Annotated in this window: 10 protein-coding genes; 8 read left to right on the forward strand and 2 right to left on the reverse strand. The window is 65.7% G+C overall.

Going from position 1 to position 12,915, the window contains the following annotated elements; translation table 11 throughout:
• Positions 1-61 precede the first annotated feature (61 nt).
• The 7 genes from JOF46_RS09010 (at position 62) to menD (ending at position 8,191) form a co-directional block, all read left to right on the forward strand.
• Positions 62-655 (forward strand): winged helix-turn-helix domain-containing protein, encoded by a 594-nt coding sequence (locus JOF46_RS09010; protein ID WP_209907010.1) that lies wholly within the window; start codon positions 62-64, stop codon positions 653-655.
• A complete protein-coding gene (locus JOF46_RS09015; RefSeq protein ID WP_209907011.1) occupies positions 652-1,338 on the forward strand; it encodes an SRPBCC family protein in 687 nt (228 codons plus the stop codon). The genes JOF46_RS09010 and JOF46_RS09015 overlap by 4 nt, the downstream gene beginning before the upstream one ends.
• 28 nt (positions 1,339-1,366) lie before the next feature.
• Positions 1,367-2,365: an o-succinylbenzoate synthase gene (locus JOF46_RS09020; RefSeq protein WP_209907012.1), complete on the forward strand. Its 999-nt coding sequence runs from the start codon at positions 1,367-1,369 to the stop codon at positions 2,363-2,365.
• A 196-nt stretch (positions 2,366-2,561) separates the two neighbouring features.
• Positions 2,562-4,637: a PhoX family protein gene (locus tag JOF46_RS09025; protein WP_209907013.1), complete on the forward strand. Its 2,076-nt coding sequence runs from the start codon at positions 2,562-2,564 to the stop codon at positions 4,635-4,637.
• 186 nt (positions 4,638-4,823) lie between these two features.
• Positions 4,824-5,351, forward strand: coding sequence for an RNA polymerase sigma factor (locus JOF46_RS09030; RefSeq protein WP_209907014.1), 528 nt, complete (start codon positions 4,824-4,826; stop codon positions 5,349-5,351).
• Positions 5,344-6,450, forward strand: coding sequence for a hypothetical protein (locus tag JOF46_RS09035; protein ID WP_209907015.1), 1,107 nt, complete (start codon positions 5,344-5,346; stop codon positions 6,448-6,450). Before JOF46_RS09030 ends, JOF46_RS09035 begins: the two co-directional genes overlap by 8 nt.
• Before the next feature lie 43 nt (positions 6,451-6,493).
• Positions 6,494-8,191 (forward strand): 2-succinyl-5-enolpyruvyl-6-hydroxy-3-cyclohexene-1-carboxylic-acid synthase, encoded by a 1,698-nt coding sequence (gene menD, locus JOF46_RS09040; RefSeq protein ID WP_209907016.1) that lies wholly within the window; start codon positions 6,494-6,496, stop codon positions 8,189-8,191.
• Positions 8,192-8,284: 93 nt separating this feature from the next.
• Here the strand turns inward: menD and JOF46_RS09045 are convergent, their stop codons facing one another.
• Both JOF46_RS09045 and JOF46_RS09050 read right to left on the reverse strand, forming a co-directional pair.
• Entirely contained in the window at positions 8,285-10,039 is a 1,755-nt protein-coding gene (locus tag JOF46_RS09045; protein ID WP_209907017.1) for a glycoside hydrolase family 35 protein, read from the reverse strand.
• A gap of 168 nt (positions 10,040-10,207) precedes the next feature.
• Positions 10,208-11,227, reverse strand: a complete 1,020-nt coding sequence (locus JOF46_RS09050) for a LacI family DNA-binding transcriptional regulator (protein WP_209907018.1) — start codon at positions 11,225-11,227, stop codon at positions 10,208-10,210.
• Positions 11,228-11,531: 304 nt separating this feature from the next.
• Between JOF46_RS09050 and JOF46_RS09055 the strand changes: the two genes are divergently transcribed.
• On the forward strand, positions 11,532-12,860 hold the full coding sequence (locus JOF46_RS09055) for an ABC transporter substrate-binding protein (RefSeq protein WP_209907019.1): 1,329 nt from the start codon (positions 11,532-11,534) through the stop codon (positions 12,858-12,860).
• Positions 12,861-12,915: the final 55 nt, after the last annotated feature.

Below are 12,915 nucleotides of genomic sequence, written 5' to 3' on the forward strand. Positions count from 1 at the left end.
CGGGATTTCGATCTCCGGTAGCCCCTTGACAAATTTATTTGTCAGTGAAATTCTTGGAAGCATGTTGGACCTCGAAGTGATTGAAGACCCGCGGGCCGCGGCCGCAACGCTGGACCCGATGCGGCAGCGGCTGCTTGCCGAACTTGCCGAACCCGCATCCGCAAGCATGCTGGCGGCCAGGCTGGAGATCCCGCGCCAGAAAATCACCTACCACCTGAACCAAATGGCCGAGGTTGGGCTGCTGGCCCAGGTGGAACTTCGCCACAAGGGCATCATGACCGAACGGCTCATGCAGGCAACCGCGGCGTCCTACGTGATCTCGCCGCAGAGCCTTGCTGCCCTCACCCCGGCACCCGCGGACCTGCGAAACGAATTCTCCGCAACCTGGCTGCTGGCCCTGGCCGCGCGGACAATCCGCGAAGTCGGCGCCCTTCTGATCGGCGCACGCAGGGCCCGCAAGGGCTTCGGAACCTTCGCCATCGACACGGACATCGTCTTCGCTTCCGCCCGCGAACGGGCGGAATTCAGCGCCGAACTCGGCCTCGCCGTAGCCCGGCTCGCCACCAAATACCACGACAACACCAACGCAACCACCGGCCGGGCCCACCGCCTGGTCGTGGCCCTGCACCCAACCTTGAAGGAAGACACGCCATGAGCAAGGAATTCGAGATCGTCGAAGAACTGACGATCGACAGCAGCCCCGAACGCATCTGGGAAGCTGTCACCAACGGCACCGCTGCCTGGATGTTCCCCACGGACCAGTGGCCCTCGGTGCGCACGGTGGACGAGTACCCCACGCACCTGGTCGCCCGGATGGACGGGCCCGACGGCTGGTTCAACCAGCTCGAGCACGTGCTGACCCCGGGCGGGAACGGCACCGCGGTGCGCTACGTCCATTCGGGGATCTTCGTCGACGACTGGGACAACCAATACGACGGGGCCTCCAAGCACACCGTCTTCTACCTGCACACCCTGGGCGAGTACCTGCGCCACTTCGATGGGCTCCCGGTGGTCTTCAGCGACATCCAGGGACCCGAGGCCTCGAAGGCCCCGGATGCACTGGGGACATGGCTTTCGGCCCTGGGCCTGGACAACGCCGCGGCCGGCGCCGAACTGGAACTCCAACTGCCCGGGCGAGGAACCACCCGCGCCACCGTGGACTTCCGCAACGAAAACTTTGTGGGGCTGCGCACTTCCGACGCGCTGGTGCGGATCTTTGGCCGCAACGCCTTCGGCGGCCCCGTCGGGGTGACCGTCCACGACTTCGCGGCCGGCGCCGATGCCCACGCCAACACAGCGGCTTGGCAGGAAGCGCTCGACGCCGCCTACCGGAGCTGACCGGGTAAGGGAAGATAGGCTGGAACCCATGAACCAGATGCCGGACCTTGACGAGCTAATCAACGCCTCACATGTGGTTTCCCTGCCCATGACCGTGCAATTCCGCGGGGTGCGGCACCGCGAGGCGATGCTCCTTCACGGCCCGGCAGGCTGGGGCGAGTTTTCCCCCTTCCTGGAATACGGCCCGGCCGAGGCCTCCGCCTGGCTGCGCTCGGCCATCGAGGCCGCCTGGGACGGATACCCGGAGCCGGTGCGCCAATCCATTCCGGTCAACGCCACGTTGCCGGCCGTGGGCCCGGAACGGGTCGAAGCGGTGCTGGCCTCCTACGACGCCGCACACACCATCAAGGTCAAGGTCGCCGAAACCGGCCAGGACCTCGCCCAGGACGTGGCCCGGGTGTCAGAGGTCCGCCGCCTGTTTCCCGCTGCCGCGATCCGCATCGACGCCAATGCCGGGTGGGGCCACGGTGAAGCGATGGCGGCACTGGAAGCGCTGGCCGGCTTCGGGCTGCAATACGCCGAACAGCCCGTGGCAGGCATCGACGGCCTGGCGCGGGTGCGCAAGGAAGTCGCACGCCGCGGACTCGGGGTGCTGATCGCCGCCGACGAATCCGTACGCAAGGAATCGGACCCGCTCGCGGTGGCCCGCGCCGGCGCGGCCGACCTGATCGTGATCAAGGCCCAGCCGCTGGGCGGGGTCCGCCGGGCGCTGCAGGTGGTGCGCGACGCCGGGTTGCCCGCAGTGGTTTCCTCGGCCCTGGACACCTCAATCGGCCTGCGCCAGGGAGCCGCCCTGGCCGCCGCGCTGCCGGAGCTGCCCTACGCCTGCGGCCTGGCCACCGGATCGCTCTTTTCCTCAGATATCACCACCGACAGGTTTCTGGCCGTGAACGGGGAACTGCACTTGCGCGACATCGCCGCCGACCCCGACCTGCTGGCCAAGCACGCGGTCCCCGCCGAACGCCTCACCTGGTGGCACCAGCGACTGGCCGACTGCCACCGGGAATTGTTGGCGGCCAACCGCTAGCCGGTGCATGGGCCTTGCCGTCGCCAGAGCCGGATCTCGGCCGGCTTCGTGACTCGTGCCACAAAGTGGCCCCCGCGTCTCGAAACCGACACCCTCCGGTTGCCCGCCGTTAACCTCGTGGCGGCCGGACGCTCACTGGTGGCTGGAACGCTGGGAATCGAAGTCATCCACTCGATAGCGTTGCACGGAGAAAACCATGAGCCTCACACGTACCTTCCTTCCCATGCTCGGCCACACCCGTGGCAACCGAGACGCGGCCACCTGCCACTTCAAGTGCGGCAATGCGTGCGCCAAGGACGTCTGCAACACCAGCACCAACAGCTACTTCCGCGACATCGCCGACGCCGCCCTGAGCCGCCGCTCCATCCTGGGCCTCGGCGCCGTGGCCTCCGCCGCACTGGTCATCGGCGTGGACACCCTTGCGGCTCCGGCAGCCCAGGCCGACACCCTCGTGGCCCCCCAGGGTGGCGGCAAGCTGTCCTTCAAGGCCATCGCCCCGGTGCCGCGCACCGTTGATGCCATGACCGTTCCCGAGGGCTACGACTGGGCCCCGATCATCCGCTGGGGCGACCCGCTGTTCAACCACGCCCCGAAGTTCGACATCACCAACCAGAGTGCCAAGCGCCAGGCCGGACAGTTCGGCTACAACAACGACTACCTGAACATCATCGTGGACAAGTACTCCGGACGCTCCGGCGTGCTGGTGGCCAACCACGAATACACCAACGAAGACCTGATGTTCGACCCGGCCTGGTTCGAGGCCAACAAGACCGAGGCCGCCAAGATCGCCATGGCCGCCCACGGGTTCTCCGTGGTCGAGGTCAAGCGCGTCAAGGCCGGCACCCCGTGGACCTACATCCGCGGGGGCGAGTGCAACCGCCGCATCACCGCCACCACGGCCTTTGCCATCGACGGCCCGGCCGCCGGCTCCGAACTGCTCAAGACCGTCGCGGACCCCACGGGCCGCAAGGCTCTGGGCACCTTGAACAACTGCGCCGGCGGCACCACCCCGTGGGGCACCGTGCTCTCCGGGGAGGAAAACTTCAACCAGTACTTCCGCGGCACCGGATCTGCCACCGATGCCCGCTACGGCATCTCCGACACGGCAACGGAACGCGGCTGGGAAGACGTCGACCCGCGCTTCTCCGCCCGCAATGCCGGCTACGAGAACGAGATCAACCGTTTCGGCTGGATCGTGGAGATCGACCCGCAGAACCCGGACTCGACCCCAGTGAAGCACACCGCGCTGGGCCGCTTCAAGCACGAGGGCGCCAACGTGCGCATCGCCGAGGACGGCCGCGTCGTGGCCTACTCGGGCGACGACGAGCGCTTCGACTACGTCTACAAGTTCGTCTCCGCGGCCAAGTACCGCCGCGGGGACCGCAAGCACAACATGACCCTGCTCTCGGCAGGCGACCTCTACGTCGCCAAGTTCTCAGGGAACTCCCCGGCCTCCCAGATCGACGGGTCTGCCGCCGTTCCCGTCGACGGTTCCTTCGACGGCACCGGCACCTGGATTCCGCTGGTCAAGGACGGCGCCTCCAAGGTGCCGGGCATGAGCCTGGAAGAAGTACTCGTCTACACGCGCCTGGCCGGCGACAAGGTCGGGGCCACCAAGATGGACCGCCCCGAGGACGTCGAGCCGAGCCCTGTCACCGGCAAGCTCTACATCGCCCTGACCAACAACACCCAGCGCAACACCACCGGCAAGGCAACCGTGGACGAGGCCAACCCGCGCACCAAGAACCGCGACGGCCACGTCATCGAACTGACCGAACGCAACAACGAAGCTACGGCCACCGAGTTCTCCTGGAACATCCTGCTGGTCGCCGGGGACCCGTCCAAGGACGCCAGCACCTACTTCTCCGGGTACCCCAAGGAAAAGGTCTCGCCGATCTCCTGCCCGGACAACCTGGCATTCGACTCCAAGGGCAACCTGTGGATCTCCACCGACGGCCAGCCCGGCACCATCGGGTACTGCGACGCCCTGCACAAGGTCACCCTGACCGGGGCGGAGCGCGGGAAGGTCGAGCAGTTCCTGGCCGTCCCGGCCGGCGCCGAGACCTGCGGCCCGCTGATCCACGACCGCGACGGCTCGGTGTTCGTGGCCGTGCAGCATCCCGGCGAGGGCGGCACCTTCGCCGACCCGATCTCGTTCTTCCCGGACTACGTGCTGAACCCCTCCAAGGCCAAGCGCGGACAGGTCTACGGCCCCCGCCCCTCGGTGGTCCAGGTCTTCACCTCGGCCAAGGGCCACGGTCCCAAGAAGTAGCCGCGCTTTGCCGCATGCGTGCGGCGTTGATGCACCACCAAGTGCCCTTGGGGACAACGAGACGACTCGTTGCCCCCAAGGGCACTTTGGCGTGCCCGGAAGTTTTTCGGTTTCCCCATGTCAGGAACGCCCCGATGGCGGAAATAGATAGGGTGTAAGACTTACCAACGAGATCGAGGGCGGCCCATGCAACCGGATGCAAGGTTGCTGGAGGGCGAAAGCAGACCCCCAAGCGCACCCGAAGAGCGGTTCGGCAATTTCTACCGTCAGCATTATTGGCCGGTGCTGGCGTTTGCCCAACGCCGGATCAACAACCACGAGACGGCGCGCGACCTGGCCAGCGAAACATTCAGGGTGGCCTGGTCCAAGTTCGAGCAGGCCGAGCACCTGGGCCTGGCATTCCTGTACCAGACCTGCAAGAACCTCATCGGCAACGAGTACCGGCGCCAGCTCCGGGTTGCCGCACTCGAGGTCAAGCTGCAGCACTGCCCCGAACGCCATGCTTCGGACGAGCACTCCCTGCAGCTGCGCGAGGCCATGCTGGGCATGCGGGATGCCGAACGCGAGATCCTGTACCTGACCTACTGGGAGGAGCTCAGCGCCCAACAACTGGCCAACGTCCTGGGCTGCTCCCAGGAAGCGGCCTGGGCACGGGTCAGCCGCGCGCGCAAGTCACTCAAGAACATCCTACGAAGCGGGGTCCACCATGCCTAAGCAACTTTTCGAGGACGACAGCAAGCTCGATGCGGGGATCCGGAATGCCAACCCGTTCCCCGTCGAACAGACCCCGGAGCTGGATCAGCGAGCCCTGGACGACCTGGCCTCCATCCTGGCCACACCAGCCGCAACCGACCCTGTCGCGGAGCCGGCCGCAAGGGCAGCGGAGGAACCGGCACCGAGCAACGTCGTGGCGCTGGATGCCAAGCGCAAGACCACGCGCAGGTGGGTGCTCGGAGCCCTGGCCGCCGTCGCCGCCGGAGTGCTCGTGGCCGTGCCGCTGGGATCCGCTTTGGATGGCACCACCAAGGCGACCGCATCACCCATGCCCTTGGAAAAGATGACGCCAAGCACCGTGGGCACCAAGGAAGCCTTGGGGAAGCTGGTCAAGGCCGCGGAATCCCATCCGGATCCGGCCGGTTTTGATCCGAGCCGGATCGACATCGGGCATTGGGAGGGCGGTGCCTACGGCGATGGCGGAATCTATGATGACCGCTTGTCGATCCCGACGTTCAACGAACATCGTGTGAACCCGGACGGCAGCAGCTCCATCCGGCAAACCGTCGGAGAGCCCTTTTCGTTGACCGGCGAGTCCGTCAAGTACAACCGCAAGAACCTGATGGACAAGCCAGGCACGGTGATCAACTACGAATTCGCTCCCGGCGAGCAAAGGAACATGTTCGACACCACGCTGGGTCGCACCGCCGAGGACTTCTATTCGAGCATCCACGACCAATTGCGGCCGGACAGTGCGATGGTAAACGATGGTCCCCAGGGGTTCTTGCAGATCATGGGCTTTGCCATGATGGACCGAAGGCTCGATCAGGCGGAATCCGCTTCGCTGTTGGGAGCGCTGGCCAAACTCGAGGGGCTGAAGGTCATCGGGACCACCACCGATCGCTGGGACCGGGAAGCCGTCGCTTTCGGTGTGGAAATATCCGACGACGGCGGGGAGTACCGGACCATGCTGATGTTCAACCCGGAGACCGGGCGACTGACGAACTACATGGAAGAGTTCTTGGTCGACGACGACCCGGAAACCCGGGGGCACTTCGACACAAGCATGGTCACCCGCTACATCGCCATCTCCGAATAGTCGGAAAGAGGTTCTGGTCGGGGACGGAATTAGGATGGTACCCATGCCCTCCGATTCCGTCCCCGAACTTTCTTCCATGGAAGTCGCCCGCCTGTTGCTTGCCGCACTGCAGACCCACGGGGTCCGCGACGTGGTGATTTGCCCCGGATCACGCAGCGCCCCGCTGGCCTACGCCCTGGCCGAGGCGGAAGCCGCAGGAACCATTCGCCTGCATGTGCGGATCGACGAACGCGTCGCCGGATTCACCGCGCTGGGGCTGACCCTGGCAAGCGACGCCCCGGTCCCGGTGCTGACCACCTCGGGCACCGCCGTGGGGGAGCTGCTGCCGGCAGTCATGGAGGCCAACCACGTCGGGGCCAAGCTGGTGGTCCTCTCGGCCGACCGGCCCGCCGAGCTCCACGGGACCGGAGCGAACCAGACCACCAACCAGGTCGACCTGTTCGGTGCACATGTGCGCGGCAGCGTCACCATTCCCGCCGGAACGCACCCCGATGCCCTGGTGGCCGATGCCCTGGTCTTCGCGCGGGGCACCGCCGCGGTGGCGCAGGGCCCGGTTCAGATCAATGTGGCATTCCGGGACCCACTTGTTCCGGCACCCGGGGACAAGCTGCCGGAATTCGGAGCCAACATCACCCACCCACCCGTCGCTCTCGCATCCGAAAACGAACCGGAATGGCGGAACCACATACCGGGGACCGAACGCCGAACCGTCGTGGTGGCCGGCCACGGTGCCGGCCGCGAGGCCGAGGACTTCGCCCGGGCGCTGGGCCTGCCGCTCTTTGCCGAGCCAAGTTCCAACGCGCGATTCGGGCCCAACGCCATTGGCCCGTACCGGACGCTGCTGGCCGGGCACATGGCACGGATCGAGCGAGTGGTCCTCTTCGGCCGGCCGACCCTGACCCGGCCCGTGGGCATGCTGCTGGGCAACCCGGACATCGACACGGCGCTGTGGGCCCCGGCCCCCGCCCCGTGGTTTGAACCGGGACGCCGGCGCGAGCAAGCCATCGGAAATCCCGCAGCACTGGCGGAGTTCGCCGGGGTCGGATCCGAGGGCTGGCTGGGGCAGTGGCAGGGCCTGGGGCGGCAGGCGGAGGAAGCCATCGGGGAAGCCATCTTCATTGACGGCGGCCTGAACGGACCGGCGGTCGCACGTGAAGTCTGGGCACTGTCACGCGGGAACCTGGTCCTGGGATCCTCCAACGTCATCCGCGACGCCGACCTCTGCGGACACCCGGCACCTCGTCCCGCCGCAACGGTCTACGCGAACCGGGGACTGGCCGGGATCGACGGGACCTTGGCCACCGCCACGGGCATCGCCCAGGCGCGCGGCGGGCGCAAGACCACGCTCCTGGTCGGGGACGTGACATTCCTGCATGACGCGGGTGCGCTGCTCATCGGCGAGGGGGAGCCCGAACCCGAGCTGGACGTCGTGGTCCTCAACGATTCAGGCGGTGCCATCTTCTCCACCCTGGAACACGGTGCGGTGGAGGAATCCGGGCGCTACGCCAACACCGTCGAGCGCCTCTTCGGTACGCCGCACCGGGTGAAAATCCAGCCGCTGGCTGCTGCCTACGGGTGGGAATACCTGGCCGTGGACACCGTTGACGAGCTGCGGGACGCACTGCAGCGCCCCGGTACCCGCCGCATCATCGAGGTGGCCGTTCCGCGGTCGGGGTTGCGCGCCCTGCATGCCGGGATCACCGCTCGAACCAGCGCACTGGCCTGGCCCCGAGTTCACTAGGCCCATGCCGCGGGATACGGGCGGGCCCGCCCGAGGATGCCAGGTGGCGCATCTTCGAGTCGGGCCCGTGCCTTTAGCGGGGGATCGGCCGTCCTATTGCGGCGCCAATGGCGCGGCGCCGGCACCAAGATCCGGGGCGGGGAAGATGGCCGGGGCATCCGCGGACCGTCCGTCCAGTTCCAGGATGAGCACCCGATTGTCCCCGGACCGGACCACGGGGGCCGGGACGTAGAGCCTGGCCTGGGGGCCCGCGTCCCAGAACCTGCCCAGAGAGAAACCGTTGACCCAGACGTAGCCCTTGCCCCAGCCGGACAGGTCAATGAAGCCATCAGCAGGTCCTGCCGCAACAAAGCCGAAGGCATGGAATGCCGCGTCGCCGGGGGAAGCCGCGGGCACCTGGAAAAGCAGTTCGTCATCGGGGGCCTGGGGGAGCTCAAGGGCGGTCATCTGCCAGCCATGAAGTTCCTGGCGCTCGTGCAGCACCGCACCCAGAATGCCCTTGCGTTCCCCGACCAGCCGCCCGTAATTGACCCGGCCCATGGATTCGACATAGAGCTCGATAGCCAGTCCCTCGGGAGGGACTGGCAGGTCGTAGGATTGCTGGTCGTTGCGTTCAAAGACGTGGACAACACGTCCTCCGACGACAAGGTGGGCGCGGTCGTTGAGCCCGTCGATGCTCAAGGGGTAGGCGCGTCGCGGGCCGGGGATGGTGGTGGCGTAGCGGACCACGCCGTGGGATATTCCCAACTCCTCGAAGCTCAGGGGGTGGCCCGATTCAACGGTCGCGTTCTGCTGGCTGGCGAAGAGGTCCAGGTAGGCGCGCAGTCCCACGGGTGCGGCCTCCGGAACCAGCAGGGTGCGGGGCAACAGCGGCTCGTTGAATTCCTCGAGCTCCGGCACCTGCCGGTACTTCGCGATGATCTCCCGGTAGGCGTGGAACTTTGGCGTGGGCGCCCCGCGTTCGTCCAGCGGAGCATCGTAATCGTAGGAGGTGACGGTGGGCTGGTAGGTGCCACCGGACACGGCGTGGGGAGGATCGTAATTCGCCCCAGCCCCGGTGCCGAAGTTGGTTCCACCGTGCGCCATGTAGAAGTTCACCGATGAGCCCATGGCGAGCATTTCATCCAGGGCCTCGGCGGCGTCCCGGGGCTGGCGGACATGGTGTTCCTCGCCCCAGTGGTCGAACCAGCCGTTCCAGAATTCCATGCAGAAAAGCGGGTCGTTGGGGCGGTGTCGGCGGAAGTTGGCGAAGGCCCCGCCGGCGCCGGAGCCGAAGTTTGCCGTTGCGGTGATTCCCGGAACCATGCCGCCGGTGAGCATGTGGTCCTCCGGGCCGTCGGAGGTGAACAGCGGGACGTCGATGCCGCGCTGGACAAGCGCCTTGTGCACCAATTCCAGGTAACGGGCATCGGATCCGAAGGAGCCGTATTCGTTCTCCACCTGCACCATGGAGATGGGGCCGCCATGGGTTTCCAGCAGCGGCACCATGCGCGGCAGCAACTCGTCGAAGAAGGCTTCCACGGCGGCAACGTAGCGGGTGTCGCGGGTCCGGACACGGATCCCTGGCTGGGCCGTCAGCCATGAGGGCAGGCCTCCGTTGTCCCACTCGGCGCAAATGTACGGTCCGGGGCGCAGGATGACCTTGAGCCCTTCCTCCGCCGCAAGCTTCACGAAGCGTTCGAGGTCGGCGCCGCCGCTGAAATTGAACTGGCCTTGGCGCGGTTCGTGGAGGTTCCAGGGCACATAGGTTTCAACCGAGTCCAACCCCATGAGCCTGAGCCAATGCAACCTGCTGCGCCACTGCTCGGGGTGCGTCCGAAAGTAGTGAAGGGCTCCGCTGATGATCACGTTCTGGTTCCTCGGTTCTGGCTCGAAGCTGGTTCCCAGCCACGAAGTGAAGGCGCTGGCATTACATCGCACTGCAGAGGAACCATGCTTTCCCCGTTGTCGTGTCATTCGATTGTTATCGATAACAACAAATATTGCAATGGGGGAGGAAAACGTTGCCCGAGGTTCCTAGCGGGTCGAGGTGCTGGAACGGACGATGAGTTCGGGGGTGATGAACCTGGTTTGGTTCCGGGGCTCGCTCTCCTCGTGCTCACCGAGTTCGGAGTCCAACTGTTGTACCGCGTGCCGGCCGATCTCCTCCAGTGGCTGGCGGACGGTTGTCAGCGGGGGAGTGCAATACGGGGCCAGTTCGATGTCGTCGATCCCGACCACCGAAATGTCCCGGGGCACCGCGCGCCCCAGCTCCGTGACCGCCTTGATGAGCCCGAAGGCCATCTCGTCGCTGGCCACGAAGACCGCCGTGACATCCGGCATCCGCCCCAGGATCAGCCCCGCCCGATATCCGGATGCAGCGCTCCAGTCTCCATAGATTTCCGGGGGAACCTGCAGGCCCGCGGATTCAAGGGCGTCTCTCCAGCCGGTGATCCGTGCGTCTGACTCGACCCAGTCCTTAGGTCCGGCGACATGCCAGATGTTGGTGTGGCCGCGCTCGATCAGGTGTTCGACGGCGAGTCTGGCGGCGTGGACCTGGTCAAAGGCCACGACCTGTTGGCCCGCGGGGAGGGGGGAGTCGATGGCCACCGAGGGGACCTCGTTCAGCAGGCTCTCGACTTCTGCGGATGAGCCTTGGAGCGGGACTGCGGTGATGATTCCGTCCACGCCCTGGGCAACAAGCCTGCTCAGGCCCTCTTCCAGGGACCTGGCCGACAGGTCGGTGATGGAAACGAAGGTGACCGAATACCCGCGTGCGGCAGCTTCACGCTCAATGCCGACAATCAGGGTCATGCGCGAGTAGGAGCTGGAGGAGAGCGTGATGACGCCAAGCATGTTGCTGCGCCCGGTGACCAGCGCGCGGGCCGTGGCATTCCTGCGGTAACCCAGGGACCGGGCAGCTTCCCTGACAGCCTGGCGCGTTTCCGGCTGCACGTTCGGGTGGTCGCTCAGGACGCGAGAAACGGTTTGTGCCGAAACCCCTGCGAGCTGGGCAACATCGCGCATGGAAGGTGCGCGGGACGGTTTTTGGACCATCGAATCCCTCGTTTCTGTCGGAGTGCGTCATGTGTCAGGCGTTGGAAACGAATGTTACACGTCAAGTGACTCTATGTGATGCCAACCATTCTTGGCCACGAAATACGAAACCCGAGAAAAGTTCACGGAACGCTTGTTATCGATAACAACCTATGGCATTCTGGTTTTCACGCTTGATGTTGCGCGGCTCACAGGAATTCACCCCTGGGAGATCCCGGGCAGGTTCAGGTATCGGGGGTGAAATCCCGAAGACCCAGTCTTTGACAGCCGTACCGGACAGCCGGTGGTAGCAAGTGGAGGAAACATGAAGAGTTTGAAGCGTTGGGGGATCACCACAGTCGGTGCCCTCGCAGCGACCCTGGCCCTGACCGCATGCGGCGGCGCCAGCGGAGCCCCGGTCGAGACGGGAACTCCCGCGCCCTCGAGCAGCGAGGCCGCGGCTCCGGCAGAACTGACCTTCTGGGGGTGGGCTCCGGGCTATGCGGATTCCGTGAAGGCCTTCAACGCTTCCCAATCCGACGTCGTGGTGAAGTATGAGGAGATCCAGCCCGGTTCGCGCGGCGGCTATGAGAAGATGCTCAACGCCGTGCAGGCCGGCAACGCAGCCTGCCTGGGACAGGTCGGATACGAAACCCTCACCAGCTTCGCCGCGCAGGGTGCGCTTGAAGACGTCTCGCAGTACGCCAACGCCAACCAGGGCGAATACGTGGAATTCGCATGGAACAGCGTCAAGGTCGGCGACAAGGTGTTCGGCGCCCCCGTGGACACCGGCCCTATGGCCATGTACTACAACAAGGAACTCTTCGAAAAGCACAACATCGAGGTTCCGGCGACCTGGGACGAGTACAAGACCGCGGCCGAGAAGCTGAAGGCAGCCAACCCCAAGATCAAGATCAGCTCCCCGTACGCGAACTACGACTATGCCGGGATGTCCTGGCAGGCGGGTGCCCTCTGGTTCGGCATCGAGGGCGACAGCTGGAAGGTTTCCGTCGATTCGGACGAGAACAAGAAGGTTGCCGAATACTGGCAGTCGCTGGTGGACGCCGGCACCATCTCCAAGGCGCCGATGTACGATCCTGCATGGTTCAAGGGACTGGGCGACGGATCGATCGCCACCTTGGTCGGCGCGGTGTGGCAGGCAGGGGTCATCAAGGGAGACGCAGCGGATGGCGCCGGCAAGTGGGCCGTGGCCCCGATGCCGCAGTGGGATGCCGCAAACCCCTCGGTGGGCAACGTCGGCGGCTCCGCCACCGCGGTGCTCAAGGGGTGCGAAACCCCCGAGGCGGCCTGGAAGTTCGCCAACTTCCTGTCCACCGATGCCGACAGCTACGGCAACCTGATTGACAAGGCGGCCCTCTACCCGGCGGCCAAGGCACTGCTGGACCTGCCACAACTGACCAAGGAAGACAAGTACTTCTCCGGGCAGAAGATCTTCGACGTGTTCAAGGAAGAGGCCCTGAAGGTCAACACCGACTGGACCTGGGGACCAAACATGCCGCTGACCACCACGAAGCTTGACGACGGCCTGAACAAGGGCTGGGCAGGCAACGGCAAGCTGGTCGACGCATTGGTCGAGGCCAACACCGCTACCGTGGAGAACATGAAGAGCCAGGGCATCAACGTCGCTGACTAACCCGAATCCCGTGGCGGCCCGGACGGGCCGCCACGGGATTCAACCATTGCACCAA

The sequence above is a fragment of the Paeniglutamicibacter psychrophenolicus genome (assembly GCF_017876575.1).
Taxonomy (GTDB): Bacteria; Actinomycetota; Actinomycetes; order Actinomycetales; family Micrococcaceae; genus Paeniglutamicibacter; species Paeniglutamicibacter psychrophenolicus.